Source organism: Qipengyuania sp. (assembly GCF_964227205.1).
GTDB lineage: Bacteria > Pseudomonadota > Alphaproteobacteria > Sphingomonadales > Sphingomonadaceae > Qipengyuania.
In genome coordinates, this window is record NZ_CAXQVB010000001.1 from 144,813 (window position 1) to 162,392 (window position 17,580).

At 66.1% G+C, this 17,580-nt stretch carries 19 protein-coding genes; 8 read left to right on the forward strand and 11 right to left on the reverse strand.

All coding sequences use genetic code 11. From position 1 onward, the window contains the following. The 3 genes from ACEQZ0_RS00770 (at position 1) to ACEQZ0_RS00780 (ending at position 4,044) form a co-directional block, all read left to right on the forward strand. A complete protein-coding gene (locus ACEQZ0_RS00770; RefSeq protein WP_370187311.1) occupies positions 1–258 on the forward strand; it encodes an ATP synthase F1 subunit epsilon in 258 nt (85 codons plus the stop codon). Positions 259–389: 131 nt separating this feature from the next. Continuing rightward, the gene (locus tag ACEQZ0_RS00775) at positions 390–1,853 is read left to right on the forward strand and encodes an ArnT family glycosyltransferase (protein ID WP_370187315.1); all 1,464 of its coding nucleotides are present in this window, start codon (positions 390–392) and stop codon (positions 1,851–1,853) included. A gap of 67 nt (positions 1,854–1,920) precedes the next feature. Next, entirely contained in the window at positions 1,921–4,044 is a 2,124-nt protein-coding gene (locus tag ACEQZ0_RS00780) for a prolyl oligopeptidase family protein (protein ID WP_370221111.1), read from the forward strand. Here ACEQZ0_RS00780 and ACEQZ0_RS00785 read toward each other — a convergent pair whose 3' ends face one another. From ACEQZ0_RS00785 to glmU, 3 genes are read right to left on the reverse strand one after another with little or no spacing between them, the layout of a single operon-like run. Beyond that, on the reverse strand, positions 4,045–4,326 hold the full coding sequence (locus ACEQZ0_RS00785; protein ID WP_370187850.1) for an HNH endonuclease: 282 nt from the start codon (positions 4,324–4,326) through the stop codon (positions 4,045–4,047). Continuing rightward, entirely contained in the window at positions 4,304–4,903 is a 600-nt protein-coding gene (locus ACEQZ0_RS00790) for a hypothetical protein (protein ID WP_370187321.1), read from the reverse strand. The genes ACEQZ0_RS00785 and ACEQZ0_RS00790 overlap by 23 nt, the downstream gene beginning before the upstream one ends. Next, positions 4,900–6,258 carry a bifunctional UDP-N-acetylglucosamine diphosphorylase/glucosamine-1-phosphate N-acetyltransferase GlmU gene (glmU, locus tag ACEQZ0_RS00795; protein ID WP_370187325.1) on the reverse strand — a complete coding sequence of 453 codons (1,359 nt, stop codon included), beginning with the start codon at positions 6,256–6,258 and terminating at the stop codon, positions 4,900–4,902. Before glmU ends, ACEQZ0_RS00790 begins: the two co-directional genes overlap by 4 nt. A 60-nt stretch (positions 6,259–6,318) precedes the next feature. On the opposite strand from glmU, the gene ACEQZ0_RS00800 reads away from it, so the two are divergent. Together ACEQZ0_RS00800 and ACEQZ0_RS00805 are read left to right on the forward strand one after the other, a co-directional pair. Beyond that, a complete protein-coding gene (locus tag ACEQZ0_RS00800; protein ID WP_370187327.1) occupies positions 6,319–6,990 on the forward strand; it encodes an HAD-IA family hydrolase in 672 nt (223 codons plus the stop codon). A 117-nt stretch (positions 6,991–7,107) separates the two neighbouring features. Next, a complete protein-coding gene (locus tag ACEQZ0_RS00805; protein WP_370187330.1) occupies positions 7,108–8,037 on the forward strand; it encodes an SDR family NAD(P)-dependent oxidoreductase in 930 nt (309 codons plus the stop codon). Positions 8,038–8,099: 62 nt separating this feature from the next. Here the strand turns inward: ACEQZ0_RS00805 and ACEQZ0_RS00810 are convergent, their stop codons facing one another. From ACEQZ0_RS00810 to ACEQZ0_RS00825, 4 genes are read right to left on the reverse strand one after another with little or no spacing between them, the layout of a single operon-like run. Beyond that, positions 8,100–8,450 carry a DUF2794 domain-containing protein gene (locus tag ACEQZ0_RS00810; protein ID WP_370187334.1) on the reverse strand — a complete coding sequence of 117 codons (351 nt, stop codon included), beginning with the start codon at positions 8,448–8,450 and terminating at the stop codon, positions 8,100–8,102. Further along, positions 8,450–9,139 (reverse strand): serine O-acetyltransferase EpsC, encoded by a 690-nt coding sequence (gene epsC / locus ACEQZ0_RS00815; RefSeq protein ID WP_370187336.1) that lies wholly within the window; start codon positions 9,137–9,139, stop codon positions 8,450–8,452. Before epsC ends, ACEQZ0_RS00810 begins: the two co-directional genes overlap by 1 nt. A gap of 27 nt (positions 9,140–9,166) precedes the next feature. After that, positions 9,167–9,781: an ATPase gene (locus tag ACEQZ0_RS00820; protein ID WP_370187338.1), complete on the reverse strand. Its 615-nt coding sequence runs from the start codon at positions 9,779–9,781 to the stop codon at positions 9,167–9,169. Between the two features lie 10 nt (positions 9,782–9,791). Beyond that, the gene (locus ACEQZ0_RS00825; protein ID WP_370187341.1) at positions 9,792–11,063 is read right to left on the reverse strand and encodes a heavy-metal-associated domain-containing protein; all 1,272 of its coding nucleotides are present in this window, start codon (positions 11,061–11,063) and stop codon (positions 9,792–9,794) included. A 69-nt stretch (positions 11,064–11,132) separates the two neighbouring features. On the opposite strand from ACEQZ0_RS00825, the gene purM reads away from it, so the two are divergent. Genes purM through ACEQZ0_RS00840 form a run of 3 tightly spaced genes read left to right on the forward strand, consistent with a single transcriptional unit; the run spans position 11,133 to position 14,413 of the window. Continuing rightward, the gene (gene purM / locus ACEQZ0_RS00830; protein ID WP_370187343.1) at positions 11,133–12,242 is read left to right on the forward strand and encodes a phosphoribosylformylglycinamidine cyclo-ligase; all 1,110 of its coding nucleotides are present in this window, start codon (positions 11,133–11,135) and stop codon (positions 12,240–12,242) included. Continuing rightward, positions 12,235–13,212: a phosphoribosylglycinamide formyltransferase gene (purN, locus tag ACEQZ0_RS00835; protein WP_370187345.1), complete on the forward strand. Its 978-nt coding sequence runs from the start codon at positions 12,235–12,237 to the stop codon at positions 13,210–13,212. Before purM ends, purN begins: the two co-directional genes overlap by 8 nt. A 4-nt stretch (positions 13,213–13,216) precedes the next feature. After that, positions 13,217–14,413, forward strand: a complete 1,197-nt coding sequence (locus ACEQZ0_RS00840) for a sulfotransferase (RefSeq protein WP_370187348.1) — start codon at positions 13,217–13,219, stop codon at positions 14,411–14,413. 64 nt (positions 14,414–14,477) lie between these two features. Here the strand turns inward: ACEQZ0_RS00840 and ndk are convergent, their stop codons facing one another. The 4 genes from ndk to ACEQZ0_RS00860 all read right to left on the reverse strand — a co-directional run bounded on the left by ndk (position 14,478) and on the right by ACEQZ0_RS00860 (position 17,505). Continuing rightward, complete coding sequence (ndk, locus tag ACEQZ0_RS00845) at positions 14,478–14,900, reverse strand: nucleoside-diphosphate kinase (protein ID WP_370187350.1); 423 nt, start codon at positions 14,898–14,900, stop codon at positions 14,478–14,480. Between the two features lie 82 nt (positions 14,901–14,982). Then, entirely contained in the window at positions 14,983–15,513 is a 531-nt protein-coding gene (locus ACEQZ0_RS00850; RefSeq protein WP_370187352.1) for a hypothetical protein, read from the reverse strand. Positions 15,514–15,547: 34 nt separating this feature from the next. Continuing rightward, on the reverse strand, positions 15,548–15,994 hold the full coding sequence (locus tag ACEQZ0_RS00855) for a DNA polymerase III subunit chi (RefSeq protein WP_370187355.1): 447 nt from the start codon (positions 15,992–15,994) through the stop codon (positions 15,548–15,550). A 50-nt stretch (positions 15,995–16,044) separates the two neighbouring features. Continuing rightward, positions 16,045–17,505, reverse strand: coding sequence for a leucyl aminopeptidase (locus ACEQZ0_RS00860; protein WP_370187357.1), 1,461 nt, complete (start codon positions 17,503–17,505; stop codon positions 16,045–16,047). Between the last annotated feature and the right edge of the window lie 75 nt (positions 17,506–17,580).

The window sequence follows — 17,580 nt, forward strand, 5'->3', positions numbered from 1 at the left end:
ATGGCCCTCCACTTCGAACTCGTCACGCCGGCCAAGCTGGTCCGCTCCGAAGACGTCCACATGGTCGTCGTTCCCGGTGCGGAAGGCGAATTCGGCGTGCTCGAGGGCCATGCGCCCTTCATGTCGACGATCCGCGACGGCGCGGTGCAGGTCTTCAAGACCGAAGGCGGCGCCCCCGAGACCATCGAGGTCCGCGGCGGCTTTGCCGAAGTCGGCGACAAGGGGCTGACGGTCCTCGCGGAACACGTCGAAGGCTGATCGCTTCCGACTCACCGGACATTCGAAGGGCGGCCCTGCGGGGCCGCCCTTTTCGTATGTGTGCAGGAAAGCGTGAACAGCCGCGCCGCCCGGCTTGGCAATCCGGTCGCGCTCGCGGCACAACCACCGGCATGAGCTCGCAAGGCAACCCCGGCCGCTGCTGGACGCGGTCCGACCTGTGGGTCGGCGCGGTGCTGCTGGTCGCGGTGCTGGTAGTGCGCGCACCCTGGATCGGCGATCCCAACGCCGATATCGACGAACAGCTCTATTCGCTGATCGGCAATGGCATGCTCCACGGCGAGCTGCCCTTTGTCGATCTGTGGGACCGCAAGCCCTTCGGCCTCTTCGCGCTGTTCGCCCTGGCCCATGCCGTGGGTGGGCCTAGTCCCGCCGCCTATCAAGTCCTCGCCGGTCTCTTCACGCTCGCCGGTGCGGCGATGACCTATGTCCTCGCCCGCTCGCTCGTCGACCGGATCACCGCGACGGGCGCCGGGCTGCTCTACGTCATGCTCATGTCGACCTATGGCAGCCACTCGGGCCAGACCGAGGCGTTCCACGTGCCGTTGATGTTGGCGATGGCGCTGCTGGTGCGCGATCCGGCGCATCCGCACGCGGTCCGGCGGGCGCTTGTGGCGATGCTGGTCGGCGGGCTCGCGCTGCAGGTCAAATATACCGTCCTGCCGCAATGCCTGTTCTTCGGCCTGTGGGCGCTGTGGTGGCAGCGCCGCCAGGGCGCAGACTGGCCACGGCTCGCGCGCCTTGCGCTCACTTTCGCGATGCTCGGCCTGCTGCCGACAGCAGCCGTAGGCGCCTTCTATGCCGCGATCGGCGAATGGGATGCCTTCGTCTTCGCCAATTTCACCTCCTTCTTCGACCGGCTCCCCGCCGCCGTCGGACGTTTCAGTCCCGACCAGCGCGTGTTCCTGCTCCCCCTGGTGGTGCTGCTTGTGCTCGGCACATACGCGGCCGCGCGGATGAACCCGCCGCGCGACCGGCGAACCTACGGTTTCGTCGTCCTGTGGCTGCTGGCCTCGGCGGCCACGGTCTATCTCCCCGCCACGGTCTATCGCTATTACTACGCCGCGCTGGTGCCGGCAGTCGTGCTATTTGCGCTGCCGCTGATCGACCGCAAGGGACCGGCGCGCTTCGTGCCATTGGGGCTGGTTCTCGCCGGAGCCGCGGCAGTCCTGTTCCTCCCGCGGCAATATGCGCAATCGCAAACGCAACGGGCCGCAATCGCCCGGCTCGCCGCTACAATCGCCCTGCATGTCGACGAACGCCACTGCCTGTGGATATTCGACGGACCCACCGCGCTCTATCGTATGACGAACAGCTGCCTGCCGACGCGTTACATCTATCCCGATCACCTCAACAACGCGTTGGAACGCGATTCTCTCGGCATCGCACAGGAAGCCGAGATTGCGAGGATTCTTGCCGCGCGCCCGCCGGTAATCGTCACCGCCGATACCGCGCTGACGTCCCAGAATCCGCGCGCGAAGCGGCTGGTGGCCCGGGCCATCGCCGAGCATTATCGCCCGCTCGCACAGGCACGCCTGCACGAGCGCGAGATCCGGGCATGGCAGCGCATCGATTGAGCGGGAGGCGGTTGCCATCGCGCCTCCGCCAAGCCAAGCAGGTGGAACTGCGAATTCTTCCGGAGAGATGCCCTTGAAACTCGTATCCGCGCTGGCCATTGCCGCTGCCATGACGCTCGCAAATGCAACGCCCGCCGCCGCGCAGGACGGCCTCCCCGGCCCTGCCGAAGATAGCTACATCTGGCTCGAGGAGGCGCGCAGCGACAGAGCGCTCGACTGGGTCCGTGCCGAAAACGAGCGCACGATGAAACTGCTCGCGGGCGATCCCCGTTTCGAGACGATCAAGGCCGAAGCGCTGGCGATCTACGATAGCGAAGACCGCATCCCCTATGTCTCGATCCGTCCCGACGGGCTGTACAATTTCTGGCAGGACAAGGCGAACCCGCGCGGGCTGCTGCGCCGGACTACGCTCGAAAGCTATCGCAGCGACGATCCGCAGTGGGAAACGGTGCTCGACGTCGACGCTCTGGCCGAGGCCGAGGGACGCGAGTGGGTCTACAAGGGTTCGACCTGCCTGCCGCCCGAGGAACGCCTGTGCATGATCGCGCTGAGCGACGGGGGCGAGGACGCCACCGTGCTGCGCGAATTCGACATGGCTACGAAAAGCTTCGTCGAAGGCGGCTTCGTGCTCGACCACAAGAGCCAGGGCGGGATCGAGTGGATCGATGCCGATACCATGCTGGTCAGCCGCGACTTCGGCGACGGTACGCTGACCGAGAGCCAGTATCCGCGCACCAGCCGGATCTGGAAGCGTGGGACAGCTATCGATGAGGCGCAGGAAATCTGGCGCGGAGAAGAAGCCGACGTCTGGTCTTCCGCGGCGCTTCTGCGCGATCATACCGGCGAGGTCCACGGCACCTACGCCTTCCGCGCGACGAGCTTCCACGAGACCGAATATTATTGGCAGAAAGACGGAGAGTGGGTCCGTCTCGACATGCCGCTCAAAGCTTCGCTCTACGGAATGATCGACGGCCAGTTGCTGTTCTCGACCGATGTCGACTGGCAGACGCAGGGGACCACCTTCCCGGCCGATGCGCTGGTCTCTGTCGATCTCGAAGCGTTCAAGGCCGATCCCAACGGGGCCGAAAAGACACTGGTCTGGGCGCCCGAGGACAAGCAGACCAAGCAGGGCGCAGCCAATACCGCCGAGAGCCTCTATGTCAGCCTGCTCGACAATGTCCGCGGGCGCGTCCTCAAGTTCGACCATGTCGACGGCAAGTGGGTCTCGAAGGAGATCGATCTGCCCGACAATGCCACCGTCGGCGTCCAGGCGGCGTCGGATTTCTCGGACGAGGTGATGTACTCGGTCACCGACTTCCTGACTCCCTCGACGCTCTATTACTCGGATGGCAGCGCCACCCCCGAGGTGATCAAGACTTCGCCGAGCTATTTCGATGCGTCGGGCATGGAGGTCGAGCAATTCGAAGCGACCAGCGCCGACGGCACCAAGGTTCCCTACTTCCTCGTCAAGCCCAAGGGCATGGCGATGGACGGGACCAGCCCGACCCTGCTGACCGGCTATGGCGGCTTCCAGGTCCCGCGCCTGCCCTCCTATCTCGGTTCGATCGGCAAGATCTGGCTCGAACGCGGCGGCGCATACATCCTTGGCAACATGCGCGGAGGTGGCGAGTTCGGCCCCGGCTGGCACCAGAGCGCCATCCGCGAGAATAAGCAGCGTACCTGGGACGATTTCATCGCCATTGCCGAAGATGCGATCGCGCGGGGCATCACCAGCCCCGAGCATCTCGGCATCCAGGGCGGTTCGCAGGGCGGCCTGCTGGTCGGCACAGCCTTCACCCAGCGGCCCGAGCTGTTCAACGGCGCGATCGTCCAGATCCCGCTCTTCGACATGCTGCGCTACCCGCTGATCGGCCGCGGCGCCTCGTGGACCGGCGAATATGGCGATCCGCGCATTCCCGAACAGCGCGCCTGGATCGAACCCTATTCGCCCTACCAGAAGCTGCTCGAAGGCAAGGACTACCCATCGCCCTTCTTCTGGGCCTCGACCGCCGACGACCGCACGCATCCCGCGCATGCGCGCAAGGGCGCCGCGCGGGTCAAGGAACTGGGGCAGGACTATTTCTATTTCGAGGACACGACCGGCGGCCATTCGGGCGGGGTCGACAACGAACAGCGCGCCAAAATCCAGGCGCTGCAGATGATCTACCTGCTCCAGCGCCTGGCCGACTGATCAGCGGGGCCTGCGCGTCGGTGCGTGGAAATCGGGGGGCTTGTCGGCCACCCATTCCACGAACCGCGCCAGCGCCTCCTCCTCGAGCAGCGCCGCGCGATCGGCGCCGATGCGCATCAGCTGCGCATTGGTGAAATTGGCATGGATCGCGCGGTGGCAGATCGGATGCACAGGCACCGTCGCGCGCCCTTTCTTCGCCTTGGGCACGGGGTGATGCTGCTGCACCTTGCGCCCCAGCGGGCGCTCGCACAGCCAGCAGCTATTCGGGGGGCTTGTTGGGATCGGCGCGGCCGGTCTCCCAGGTGAACAATTCGTCGGCGGTCGGATAATATGCCTCGGCCGCAGCATATTGGATCGGCATCGCCTCCGGATCCTCGCAGGCTTGCAGGCCAATCATCTTCTCGCCATCGAGCACGATTACGCCGTCGCTGAAGACGGGATCTTTGGGTTCGCCGGCCTTGAAGTTCGTGCGCACCATGCGGCTGAAGACGACATAGCGGATCGCCCCCTTGGTGAAGGCGATTTGCGCCTCCCCACCACCCGAATAGGGCGTAGAGGCCCAGATACCGCCGTCGAGCACGAGTTCCGGCGTAGCCTTGCCGAAACGGTATTGCCCGCCACGATCTTCGCTGGCGCAAACTGCGATTCGTTTCCCGCTCTTGACGCGGCAGCTGAAGATTTCCTCTTCCTCGGCCGTGCAGGCGACCGAGGAGGATTCTGGAACGGCGTCGGCGGATATCTCAATAGCGGTCGAACTTACCGGACCGCCCGACGCATCCTGTCCCAATCGGACTTCCCCGCGGTCGGCCTCGCCCGCGCATCCCGCGAGAAGCAGAGCCGAGGCGAGGACCGCCCTCACTTCTTCGTCGCCGCCTTCTTCTTCTTCATCGTGTCGTGGAAGCGGTCGGCCCAGCCGGGTTTGACCACCTGTTCGCCGCGCACCATGCGCAGATCGCCGTCACCGACGTCGCGGCTGACCGCGCTGCCCGCCGCGACGATCGCATCGGCGCCGATGGTGACGGGCGCGATCAGAGCGCTGTTCGAGCCGATGAAGGCGCGTTCGCCGATCACGGTCTTGTACTTGAAATAGCCATCGTAATTGCAGGTAATCGTGCCCGCGCCGATATTGGCGCCGGCGCCGACCTCGGCGTCGCCGAGATAGGTCAGGTGGCTCGCCTTTGCCCCCTCGCCCAGAGTGGCCTTCTTCATCTCGACGAAATTGCCGACGAAGGCGCCCTTCTCCATCACCGCGCCGGGGCGCAGGCGGGCATAGGGTCCCACCGAGCAATCCTCGCCCACGCTGGCACCTTCGAGATGGCTGAAAGCGCGGATGCGCGCGCCGCGCGCGACGCTGACGCCGGGTCCGAAAACGACATGCGGTTCAACCGTCACATCTTCGGCAAGCTGGGTGTCCCAGCTAAAGAAGACGGTTTCCGGCGCGGTCAGCGTGACGCCGCCCTCCATCGCTTCCTCGCGCTTCAACTCCTGCCACTGCGCCTCGGCTTGGGCGAGTTCGGCGCGACTGTTGATGCCGGCAACTTCGCGCGGGTCCGTTTCTACCGCCACGACTCGCGCGCCTTCGGCGATCGCATTGGTGGCAACATCGGGCAGATAGTACTCGCCTTGTGCATTGTCGTTGCCGACGGATTTGAGCAGGCGCCAGAGATCGTCGCTACGCGCGATCAGTACGCCCGCATTGCACAGATTGCAGGCGCGTTCTTCCTCGGTCGCATCCTTGTGCTCGACCATCTTGACGACGCTGCCATCCTCCGACGTGATGATCCGGCCGTAGGCGAGCGTATCGGCGGGCCGGAAGCCGAGCACGGCGACCTTGGCCGTATCATCCAGCGCATCGACCATGCGCTGCACGGTCCGGGCGCGCACCATCGGCGCATCTCCGAAACAGACCATGACCAGCCCCTTGAAGTCGCGCAGCGCCGCTTCGGCCTGCAGCGCGGCATGCGCCGTGCCCAGTTGCGGTTCCTGGAGAGCGACCGAGACATTGCGTCCTGCCAGCGCGTCACGCAGCTGTTCGTGCCTATCGCCTGCGACCACTACAGTGTGAGCGGGGTCGAGCACCTCGAGGCTGTCGAGCAAGTGATCGAGCATCGGCCGCCCCGCAATCGGGTGGAGGACCTTGTGCAGCGTGCTCTTCATGCGGGTGCCCTTGCCCGCGGCGAGGATGACGGCGGCGAATTTGCGATCTTTGCTCATGGCCTAGCGCATTGCCACCATTCGCTTGCAGTTTGAAGGCGCATCCTGCACCGACCGCGCATGACTGCCCTGCCCTTCGCCATAATCGGCTTCGATCTCGACGGCACGCTGCTCGAAACCCACCGCGACCTCGGCGCTGCCGTGAACCACGCGCTCGACCTCGGCGGCTTCGATGCGGTCCCGGCGGATCATGCCAGCGACCTGATCGGCGGCGGGGCCAAGATCATGCTGAAGCAGGCGGTGGACCGGCAAGGGGGGCTGCCAGAGGACGAATTCCGCAGGCTCTACAAGGCGATGCTTGCCTATTACGCGGAGAACAATGCGGTCCACACCCAGCCCTATCCCCATGCCCGCGAGGTGCTTGCGGCACTGGGCGAGCGCGACATCGCCATGGCGGTGGTGACCAACAAGTTCGAAAGCTTCGCCCGCCAGATCCTCGAGGCGCTCGGCCTCGCCGACCATTTCATCGCCATTATCGGCGGCGATACGATGGGCAAGGGGCGCGCCAAGCCCGCGCCGGACCCGATCTTCGAAGCGATCAGGCGCGGCGGAGGGGGCAACCTCGCCTTTGTCGGCGACAGCTCCTATGACGTCAGGGCGGCACGTGCCGCAGAGGTCCCGGTAATCGGCGCACGCTACGGCTATTGTGACATGCCGCGCGGCGAACTCGGTGCCGATGCGGAAATCGATTCGCTCGCCGAACTGATACCCGCGCTCGCCCGGCTCGGCTGAACGCCCCGCCGCTACGGAATGGCGGCGCGCCGTACCGCCTGTTGCAAGTGCGAAGGGAACGTGCCACCTCCCCGCGCAGATTGACCTTTACGTAAACGATAAAGCAGGAGCAGCCCCATGAGCATCGACTTCAAGGACAAGGTAGCCATCGTCACTGGCGCCGGCGGCGGTCTGGGCCGCGAATACGCGCTCGAACTCGCGCGCCGCGGCGCCAAGGTCGTCGTCAACGATCTCGGCGGGGCACGCGACGGCACCGGCCATTCGGACATGGCGTTGCAGGTAGTCGAGGAAATTGAGAAGGCCGGCGGCGAAGCGATGTCGAACGGCGGGTCGGTCACCGAATTCGAACAGATGGAAAAAATGGTCGCCGACGCCAAGCAGAAGTGGGGCGGCGTACACATCGTCATCAACAATGCCGGCGTGCTGCGCGACAAGACCTTTGCCAAGATGACGATGCAGGATTTCGAATTCGTCGTCGACGTCCACCTCAACGGTTCGGCCAACGTCACCAAGGCCGTGTGGGAAACCATGCGCGAGCAGGCTTATGGCCGCGTGCTGATGACCGCATCCTCGACCGGCCTGTTCGGCAATTTCGGCCAGGCGAACTACGGTGCCGCCAAGCTCGGCCTCGCGGGCCTCACCAAGACGCTCCAGCTCGAGGGCGCGAAATACAACATCAAGGTCAACACGATCAGCCCGGTTGCGGGCACACGCATGACCGAAGACCTCTTCCCCGAAGAAGCCTTCAAGCTGTTCGACCCGGTGAACGTGGTCCCCGCCGCGCTGTTCCTGGTCAGCGAAGACGCGCCGACCAATGCCATCGTCGGCGCGGGCGCCGGCGGCTTCCACTCGGCCTGGACCGTCATGAACGATGCCGTCTGGCTGAAGGACGAAGACCGCACGGTCGAAGGCTTCGCCGCCAATTGGGACAAGATCAGCGAGTTTTCGAACCTCAAGGCCCCGCAGTCGGGTAGCGAGCAATCGGGCGCAATCCTGACCGCAATGCAGAAGGTCACCGGCACCGGCCCGAGCAGCGCAAGCGGCTGATCCGGCCAACCGCTTGACCGAGAGGGGCTCGTGCTACGGCACGGGCCCCTTTCTCAATGGTGCTACTGGTCGATCGCCTTCAGCAGTCGCCGCTCCACCGGCGCGATCACGCCGGGCAGTTCGTGGGCGCGCTTGAGAACCTGGCCGTGTTCGCCCAGCAGAATCCACATGCCCTGCTTGTTGCGCTGCGCGGGGCGCTTCTCGATCCGCGCCTGCGGCCGTTCAGCAGCGCGGCGAAAGGCGGAAAAGGCCGCGAAGTCCCTGGTGAAATCCATCGCGTAGTCGCGCCACTGCCCGGCCGCGACCATGCGGCCATAGAGGTCGAGAATACGCGTCAGCTCCTCGCGGCTGAACCCGACCTGCAAGGGCTTGCGACCGGGAAAGGCGACGACCGTATCGCCGAGGTAGCTCATCAATCGCCGGTACCGCTGCGCGGGGCGGGCTCGCGCTCGGCGCGCAGCGCGTCGACTTCGGCGCGCAACGCTTTCAATTCGGTCTCTAGCTTTTCGACGCAGTCGCGGCTCGGCGCGCAAGGATCGTCGCACGGCGTGCCGTAGGGGATGAATTCCTTGAGCCATTGTTCGGCGGGCACCAGCGTGCTGCGCGCCTTTAGGCCGACCATGGTGGCGCCCTCGGGCACTTCGTCGGTGACCACGGCATTGGCGCCAATGCGCGCACGGCGGCCGACGGTGATCGGCCCGATGACCTGGGCCCCCGAACCGATGATGACCTCGTCCTCGATCGTCGGATGGCGCTTGCCCGCCTTGCCGTTGGTGGGGTTGGTGCCGCCAAGCGTGACGCATTGGTAGATCGTCACATTGTCGCCGATTTCGGCGGTTTCGCCGATCACCGAAAAGCCGTGATCGATGAAGAAATTCTTACCGATCTTCGCGCCTGGATGGATGTCGATCGCGGTTACCATCCGGCTCCAGTGGTTGACCAGCCGAGCGAGGAAAAACAGCTCGGCCTCGAACAGCCAATGCGCGATACGGTGGTAGAACAGCGCCCAGACACCCGGGTAGGTCAGCACCTCCCAGCGGCTCCGCGGGGCCGGGTCGCGTGTCTTCACGCTGTCGAGATAGGCGAGAAGCCGTTCGAACATTGGCGCTATTCTCCCACTCGCGGGCGGTTAAATCAAGCGACCCTGTTCGGGCCCCTGCACCGCCTCCAGCGCGTCGCGCCATACAGATAGGGTCGGCGCGACCTGCCGTTCAAGGCTCAGCCGGTCGATTTCGGCGACGATATTCTCGATCGCGGCATAGCTGCGCTCCATTCGCGGCACGAGATAGGCGGGTGCGCCCTCGCCCAGCGCCAGACCGCGCTGGGCCGCATGCGAGAGCATCAGCTCGCTCGCCAGCGCATCGTCCGGGGGTCCGATTTCCAGCTGCAGCGCGGCCCCCATGCGGCTGCGCAGATCGGGCAGCGTGATGTCCCAGCTTTCGCCATCGACTACCAGCAGAAGCGGGAAGCCGTCTTCCTGCGCGCGGTTCCAGCGGTGGAAGATCTCAGTCTCTTCCAAGCTTTCCACTCCGTCGATCACGCCGCCTGCATGCCGGCTGGCGAACCAGCGGGCAAAGAGCGACTTGCCCGAGCGCGGCGGCCCGTGGAGTATGGCGGTACGAAAGGGCCAGGCTTCGGGCGCGGCCAGTGCTTCGGCAACCGCGCGGTTGCCTGTCCCGAGAATGATGCTCGTCGGCTGGCCCGATGTGGCGGGAATCAGCGGGAGAGCGATCTGCGAGCTCATCGCCGGCGCTTCAGCGGCTGATGGCGAGCGCGTTGCTGCCCTGGGTGACCTTGAAGCCGCGCGCACGCAACGCCTCGGCCAACTGGCCGATCGAGCCCGCATAGCTCACCGTCATCACCGATGTTCCGCCGATCGCCGTGCTGCGCACACCCGTGCTGCGCACGCCGGGAGTGCCCCTGACCGAAGCGATCGCCCCGTCGAATGCGGCCGCGTCGGGCGTGGCTACCTGAACGGTGTAGAGCGCGACGGAGCCTTCGGGCGGCGGCGTGCGGATCGGGGCGGCGGTGATCGCATCGCCGCTTTCGGCGGTAGGCTGCGAGGCGACTGCGGCTGCCTGGTCGCGCACGCGCATCGCCCGGCCGAGTTCGAGCAGGCGCTGGAGCGCCGGGCTCAGTTCTGGCGTGCCGATGTTGAGTGTCGGATCGGGCCGCAGCTTGCCGTCGGCAAGCGCCAATTCGAAGATCCGGTCGAAGCGGACGACCGCGCGGTCGAGCATCGCGGGCAGTTCGGCGGGTGAGGCGGCGGTCATGTCGAACCCGTCGAGATATACATTGTCGGGTCCGTAGCGGGCAGTGAAGGTCCCTTCGATCGGGCCTCCGGGATAGGTGTAACGCAATTGCGCGACTGCCACGAGGACGTCAGCCGCACCGAACTGGTCGAGCGCATTGCGCCACCAGGTGCGGCTGCGGCGCCCGGTCTGGCCGTAGGTCAGCAACAGCGAATCGCCCCCCGCACCGCTCGGCCGGACGTAATCGATGCGGCTCTGCCCCGCCTGGTACTCGGCCCAGGCGCGTTGCCACGCATTGCGCTGCTCATAGACCATCTGCGTCCCCGCAGAGACCGTGACCGGAAGCAGCAACATCGGCGCAGAGCGCGTCGCCTCGCTCTCGCTGCCGAGGTAGCGCGACGCGCGCTGGCGATCGAAGACGACGCCGAGCGTGGCGATATAGCGCTTGGGACCCAGTTGTTCGCGCTCGATTACGATCGCCGAGACCAGCCCCTCGATCTGCGAATCGCTCAGCTTGGGCCCCTCGAGCGTCTCCCACGCCTTGCGCTGGGCCTCGATCCACGCCTTTTCGCGCGCTTCCGACCCGGTTGCGGCGCGGACGTCGACCTCGATACCCGAAACCTGAATATCGCTGGTCGAGGCGACCGCGGCGATCCCACGCTCGCCTCCGACTTGCGCCCACACAGCGACACCGAGCGCGCACAGTGCGGCAAGCAGCAGCGCCAGCAGGGCGGGACGACGAAAGGCGGGCTGAAGGGAGATGGCGTGGCTCATGGGGAAAACAGGGCGCCTTTTGCCGAAAGGCAACTGGAAATCCAAGCGCGAAAGCGTAAGGCGGGGGTCATGAGTGACAAACCGCACAATTCCGCGCCATCCTACACCTACGAACAGGCGGGTGTTTCGATCGAAGCGGGCAATGCGCTGGTCAAGGCGATCGGTCCGCTGGTGAAAGCCACCATGCGCCCGGGTGCCGATGGCGAGATCGGCGGATTCGGCGGATTCTTCGATCCCAAGGCCGCAGGCTACAAGGACCCGCTGCTGGTCGCGGGCAATGACGGCGTAGGCACCAAGCTCAAGCTCGCGATCGACAGCGACAGGCACGACACGGTCGGCGTCGACCTCGTCGCCATGTGCGTCAACGACCTGATCGTCCAGGGTGCCGAGCCGCTGTTCTTCCTCGACTATTTCGCCACCGGCAAGCTCGAGAACGGCGTTGCCGAACGCGTCATCGCGGGCATTGCCGAGGGTTGCAGGCAAGCCGGCTGCGCGTTGATCGGCGGCGAAACCGCCGAAATGCCCGGCATGTATGCAGCAGGCGACTATGACCTTGCCGGCTTCTGCGTCGGCGCGGTCGAACGCGGCGAGCAACTGACCGGAGAGCGCGTCGCTCCCGGCCATGTCCTCCTCGGCCTGGCCAGCTCGGGCGTCCACTCGAACGGCTATTCGCTGGTGCGCAGGCTGGCGGCAGACAAGGGCTGGAAGCTCGATCGTCCCGCGCTGTTCGATCGCGACCGGCTGCTGATCGATGCACTGATCGAACCGACGCGGATCTATGTGAAGAGCCTGCTTCCCGTTGTGCGCGACGGGCTGGTCGATGCGCTGGCGCATATCACCGGCGGCGGGTTGCTTGAGAACATCCCGCGGGTGCTGCCCGCAGGCGCGCATGCCGAAGTCGATGCCGATGGCTGGGACCAGCCCGGACTGATGGCTTTCCTCCAGGCGCAGGGCAACATCGAGCCCGCGGAGATGGCGCGGACCTTCAACTGCGGCGTCGGCATGGTCCTGGCGGTCGAGCCTGCCAAGGCCGAGCTGGTGCGCAGCCGCCTCGAAGACGCGGGCGAGACCGTCCTCGCGGTCGGCCGCATCGTCGAAGGCGCCAAGGGCTGCACAGTCCGCGGGTCCGCAGGGACCTGGGCAGCGCGCGAGGACTGGTCGGCGACGCATAATGCCTGACCTGGCGTCCGGCAGGGCGAAGGTTGCGGTCTTCGTTTCGGGCAAGGGCACCAACATGGCCGCGCTGCTCTATGCCAGCCGGCTCCCCGGTGCGGCCTACGAGATCGTGCTGGTCGCCGCCAACGACCCTGAAGCAGAGGCGCTTACGCTCGCCAAGGCCGAGGGCGTCGCAACTTTCGCGCTGGCGCACAAGGGCATGACCCGCGCTGATCACGACGCGGCGATGGAACGGGCGGCCACGGACGCAGGCGCGCAATATATCGTGCTCGCAGGCTACATGCGCATCCTCACGCCCGCCTTCGTCTCGCGCTGGGCGGGGCGGATGCTCAACATCCATCCCTCGCTGCTGCCCGAATATCCCGGACTGGATACACATGCGCGCGCGATCGCCGCAGGCGACAGCCATGCCGGAGCGACAGTCCACCTTGTCACCGAAGAGCTCGATGCCGGCGAGACGCTAGGGCAGGTCAAGGTCGCCATCTGGCCCACCGACACACCCGAAAAGCTCGCCAACCGGGTGCGCGTGGCCGAACACCAGCTCTATCCGCGCGTGCTGTCGGAGTATGTTTCGCGCGGCAACGATCCACAGTGGCTGCTCGAACGCGTGCGCGAGCTGGCGCTGGCGCTACCCCAAACGCACGAGCGCGAGAGCCACGGCTCGGCGGGCTTCCGTGTCGGCACGGAAAAATCGGGCAAGTTTTTCGCCTATTTCTCCGATCAGCACCACGGCACGCCGCATATCTCGCTGCTGGTCAAATGCAGCAGCATGGACGAACTCGAAGGCCTCGTCGAAGCGCAGCCGCAGGCCTACCACAAGCCCGCCTATTACGGTGCGAGCGGGTGGATCGGCGTGATCCTCAACCGCCCCGGCGTCGACTGGGACGATGTTGCCGACTGGCTCGAGCGCAGTTGGCGCCGGGTGGCCCCCAGGAACATCGCCAAATTGCTCGACGCCGCGGACGCGTTCTGAGGCGATGGCGATACCGCCCCGCCCCCACCCGCTGACCCGCGCCAGGGCAGCCGAATGGGCGGACCGCGCAGTGCAGGCCTTGTGGGACAAGGGGGTGACTCCCAAGCCCCCGCTCGAACCCGACTACCTGTGGCAGGTCGGCAGCCGCGGGTTCGAAGAGCAAGACGAATCATCGCTGCGCGACGCGGCGGAGATCGCCGATTTCCGCGAACGGCTCGACCAGCTGTGCGCCGCCCTGCGCGACGAGGCGGGGCTCAATGCGCTCGGCCACACGATGGCCTATGGCCAGCTGACTTCGGCAATCCGCAAGCGCCACGCGCTCGGCCGGACTTGGCGCAACGACCCCTCGCTGGCGGGGACCGCAATCGCCCCGCCGATCATCGTGCTCGGCCAGATGCGCGCGGGCACCACGCGGATGCATCGCCTGCTCGCTGCCGACCCCCGCCACAGCGGCACGCGTTTCTGCAACAGCCACGATCCCGTGCCCGCGCGCCCCGACCTGCGTCCACTGAAAGCGGGCGCGGCGCTCGCGATCGCGCGCCGTCTCAACCCCTGGCTCGACACATTGCACCCTTTCGGCGCGACACGGATCGATGAGGAGATCGGCTGGCTGGCGGGCGCGTTCTCGCCCGCGACCTTCGAGGCGCAATGGCACGTGCCCGGCTTCGTCGGCTGGAGCGAAGCCCGCGAAGCAGATCCCGTATATACCGAGTTCGCGCGCATCCTGCGCACCGATGCTGCAACCATGGGCGATAGACACCGACCGCGCGTGCTCAAGTGCCCGCAGTTCGCCGAGGACCTGCCCGCACTGCTCGCCCAATTTCCCGATGCGCGGCTGGTGGTCACGCTGCGCAACCCGGCAGAGGTACTGGAAAGCTCGGTCTCGCTCGTCGCGAGCCAGATGGCCTTCCAGAGCGATCATACCGACCTACGCCGAATCGAAGCCGAGTGGCAGCGCAAGCTGGCGCTGCGTGAAGCGCGGCTCGAAGATGCGCTGAAGGAATTTCGAGGCCCGGTCGCCCGGGTCGAATTCGACGATCTTGGAGCGGACTGGAGGGCGGAAATCGCCCGGACCTACGATGCGCTGGGGCTCGAGCTGACCGATGCGGCGCTGCAAGCGATGGCCCGGGAGCAGAGACATTCGCGCGATGGTGCCCACCGCCGGCATCGCGCGCAACTGGCGGGCTTTGCCGAAGCCTAGACAGGCAAAAGGCCCCTCCGCCCGGTGGGCGACGGGGCCTTCGTTTGTCAGAAGATGCGACCGATCAGCCGACGATTTCGTCTTCGTCGAAGAAGAAGTCGATCTCTATCTTGGCGTTTTCGTCGCTGTCCGAACCGTGAACCGAATTGGCTTCGATCGACTCGGCGAAAGCCTTGCGGATCGTACCTTCGGCGGCGTCGGCCGGGTTGGTCGCGCCCATCACTTCACGGTTGCGCTTCACCGCGTCTTCACCTTCGAGCACCTGCACGACGACCGGACCCGAGATCATGAAATCGACCAGTTCGCCGAAGAAGGGGCGTTCCTTGTGGACCGCGTAGAAGCCTTCGGCCTGTTCCTTGGTCATCTGGATGCGCTTCGAAGCGACGACGCGCAGGCCGGCTTCTTCCAGCATCTTGGTGACGGCGCCGGTCAGGTTGCGACGCGTGGCGTCGGGCTTGATGATCGAAAAGGTGCGGGTGACCGCCATGGTGATGTTCCTTGCGTAACGATTTTATGGGGAGAGGCTTCTCGCGCGCGCCCCTAGCGCCGCGCGCGCGCGCGGGCAAGATTCATTCGAGACCGCGACCGACCGACAATTGCGCCTGGGTCACTTCGTCCTTGCGCGTGGCAGTGAAGGAAAAGCTCGTCCCGTCTGCGCTCTCGCCGCCGATCATCGTCATCGGCCCGCTCTGCAGGGACGTGCCGACCTCGATCCCCGCCGCTTCGGCCTGCGTACGATAGAAGCGTGCGATGGCCGCGGGCAATGCCTCGCTCTCGAAATTGAGCAAGACCAGCAGGCCGTCGGCCTGTTCGACGCGCGTGTTGTTGGTCACCTTCGCGCCCGGATAGAGCGAAAAGCCCGCGGGGAGCGCAACGGGCACCTTCTCGCCCGAGCGCAGCGTGGTGGTAGTCCCGTCGTCATCGGTGTGGCGCGCACGGGTTTCGCCCGTCTCGCTGTCGATGGCGTAGGAGCCACGCGGCGCGTCTTCGGCGCCCGTGCCCTCCTGCGTGACGGGCGAATCCTCGCTGCTACATCCAGCGAGGGCAACCGCGGCGGTGGCGAAGGCGGCGAGACGGGTGAAATCGGTCAGGCGGTGCATGCCAGATCGACCCACGAGCCGCCGGGTGGTTCCCTCAAGCGCCTTCGCGCCAGGCACCGCCCTCATCCTGCTTGTGGATGCGGTTGTCGACCCCGTCGTCCTTGGCGAAGCGACGCCAGAGGTCGGCCGCGCCCTCGCGCTGCGCCGCATCGAACAGCAACAGGACGCGGTCGAAGCCGAGTGCCTCCTCGCGCCATGCGCCATCGGCGATCAGCGCCATGCGCGCCTCGTTGGGCGCGGCGCAACTTTCCGAGAGCAGGATCGGCTGGCGCGCCTCGTGCGGGCCGCCCGCCATCCCGTTGGCGAGGAAGGCCGCCCCGCCCTGTTCCCACAGGATTTTCGCCAGATGGTCGCGCTGGCCGGCATCGCCGCTGACCACCAGCAGCCGCTCGCCCGCCTGCAGGACCTTGCGCGCAAGCTTGGCGACGGTCACGTCGACCGGGTCGCGGCTGAGCTGGTAGAAGTCGACGCGGGTGGTCATCGTTGCAGTCCCGGTGCGGCGCGGCTCGAGGACGAGGTCACCCGACGCCCCTATTTCTCCAGCGAATCGCGCACGAAGCGATCGACCAGGCGAACGCCGTAACCGGTCGCGCCTTTGCCCCAGGTACGACCCGGCTTGTCCGCCCAGACCATGCCGGCGATATCGACATGCGCCCAGGGCGTTCCGTCGGCGATGAAGCGCTGGAGGAACTGCGCCGCAGTGATCGAGCCCGCGCCCTTGCCACCGATGTTCTTCATGTCGGCGATCGGCGAGTCGATCAGCTTGTCGTAGGCCGGGCCGATCGGCATGCGCCAGTTGCGGTCGCCGGTGGTCTCGCCTGCCTCGTGGAGGTCCTTGGCGAGTTGGTCGTCATTCGAGAAGACGCCGGCGTATTCATTGCCCAGCGCGATGATCATCGCGCCGGTCAGCGTAGCGAAATCGACGATCCGCGCGGGCTTGAATTCGACCTGCGTCCAGTGCAGCGCATCGGCCAGCACCAGCCGGCCTTCGGCGTCGGTGTTGAGCACCTCGATCGTCTGCCCGCTCATGCTGGTGACCACATCGCCGGGGCGCTGCGCCTTGCCGTCGGGCATGTTTTCGACGAGGCCGACCACACCGACGACATTGACCTTGGCCTTGCGCGAGACAAGCGTCAGCATGGCTCCCGCCACGGCGCCCGCGCCGCCCATGTCCCACTTCATGTCTTCCATGCCGGGCCCGGGCTTGATCGAGATCCCACCGGTGTCGAAGGTCACCCCCTTGCCCACCAGCGCGGTCGGCGCATCGGTATCCGCGCCACCGTCCCAGCGGATCGCGAGAAGGCGCGACTCCCTGTCGGAACCGAGCCCGACGCCGAGCAGCGAGCCCATGCCGAGCTGCTCCATCTGCGCCTCGTCGAGCACGATCAGCTCCGCCCCGGTGCCGGCGAAGCGCTCCTCGCAGCGCGCGACGAAGCTTTCCGGGTAGAGAATGTTCGCCGGCTCGGTGACCAGCTCGCGGGTGAATTCGACGCCCGTGGCGACATGCGCCATATCGGCCCAGGCGGCTTCGGCACCATCGGGAGCATTGAGCACGGTGACGTTTGCGAGCGTCACCTTCTGCTCTTCCTTCATCTTGGTGCGATAGCGGTCGTAGCGCCAGTTGCGCAGGCGCAGCCCGAGCAGCACGCTGGCTGTTTCCTCGGCTGTAAGGGCGCTGCCCGCCAGGTCGAGCGCCAGATCGGTTTCGCCGCTCGCCTGATACTTCGCCGCGAGCGCGGCACCGGCCTTCTCGCAATTGGCAAGCCGGGCTTCGTCGTTCTTGTCGCCAAGACCGGCAACGGCAAGGCGCAGCACCTCGCCATCGCGTTCGGCAAATCCCTCGAAGACCTGCCCGGCAGTGCCCTTGAACCGCGCAGCCGCCATCCCGTCGACCAGCGGTTTTTCAAGGCCAGCGGGAACCTTGCCCTTGTCGGTGACTTGCGCAACAAGGCGCGCAACCTGCGGGCGGGACTGGCTGAACTGAATGTGCATGGATACTCCGGAATCGATTTCTGGAAGAGACGGCGCGGTTCGCGCGCGCCCCACGAGGATGGCGATTGCGATTAG

What these genes read in the sequence shown, in the direction of transcription:
- ACEQZ0_RS00770 (WP_370187311.1), top strand. Translation starts at nt 1, where the DNA reads ATGGCCCTCCACTTCGAACTCGTCACGCCGGCCAAGCTGGTCCGCTCC.
- ACEQZ0_RS00775 (WP_370187315.1), top strand. Translation starts at nt 390, where the DNA reads ATGAGCTCGCAAGGCAACCCCGGCCGCTGCTGGACGCGGTCCGACCTG.
- ACEQZ0_RS00780 (WP_370221111.1), top strand. Translation starts at nt 1,921, where the DNA reads ATGCCCTTGAAACTCGTATCCGCGCTGGCCATTGCCGCTGCCATGACG.
- glmU (WP_370187325.1), bottom strand. Translation starts at nt 6,258, where the DNA reads ATGAGCAAAGATCGCAAATTCGCCGCCGTCATCCTCGCCGCGGGCAAG.
- ACEQZ0_RS00800 (WP_370187327.1), top strand. Translation starts at nt 6,319, where the DNA reads ATGACTGCCCTGCCCTTCGCCATAATCGGCTTCGATCTCGACGGCACG.
- ACEQZ0_RS00805 (WP_370187330.1), top strand. Translation starts at nt 7,108, where the DNA reads ATGAGCATCGACTTCAAGGACAAGGTAGCCATCGTCACTGGCGCCGGC.
- ACEQZ0_RS00810 (WP_370187334.1), bottom strand. Translation starts at nt 8,450, where the DNA reads ATGAGCTACCTCGGCGATACGGTCGTCGCCTTTCCCGGTCGCAAGCCC.
- epsC (WP_370187336.1), bottom strand. Translation starts at nt 9,139, where the DNA reads ATGTTCGAACGGCTTCTCGCCTATCTCGACAGCGTGAAGACACGCGAC.
- ACEQZ0_RS00820 (WP_370187338.1), bottom strand. Translation starts at nt 9,781, where the DNA reads ATGAGCTCGCAGATCGCTCTCCCGCTGATTCCCGCCACATCGGGCCAG.
- ACEQZ0_RS00825 (WP_370187341.1), bottom strand. Translation starts at nt 11,063, where the DNA reads ATGAGCCACGCCATCTCCCTTCAGCCCGCCTTTCGTCGTCCCGCCCTG.
- purM (WP_370187343.1), top strand. Translation starts at nt 11,133, where the DNA reads ATGAGTGACAAACCGCACAATTCCGCGCCATCCTACACCTACGAACAG.
- purN (WP_370187345.1), top strand. Translation starts at nt 12,235, where the DNA reads ATGCCTGACCTGGCGTCCGGCAGGGCGAAGGTTGCGGTCTTCGTTTCG.
- ACEQZ0_RS00840 (WP_370187348.1), top strand. Translation starts at nt 13,217, where the DNA reads ATGGCGATACCGCCCCGCCCCCACCCGCTGACCCGCGCCAGGGCAGCC.
- ndk (WP_370187350.1), bottom strand. Translation starts at nt 14,900, where the DNA reads ATGGCGGTCACCCGCACCTTTTCGATCATCAAGCCCGACGCCACGCGT.
- ACEQZ0_RS00850 (WP_370187352.1), bottom strand. Translation starts at nt 15,513, where the DNA reads ATGCACCGCCTGACCGATTTCACCCGTCTCGCCGCCTTCGCCACCGCC.
- ACEQZ0_RS00855 (WP_370187355.1), bottom strand. Translation starts at nt 15,994, where the DNA reads ATGACCACCCGCGTCGACTTCTACCAGCTCAGCCGCGACCCGGTCGAC.
- ACEQZ0_RS00860 (WP_370187357.1), bottom strand. Translation starts at nt 17,505, where the DNA reads ATGCACATTCAGTTCAGCCAGTCCCGCCCGCAGGTTGCGCGCCTTGTT.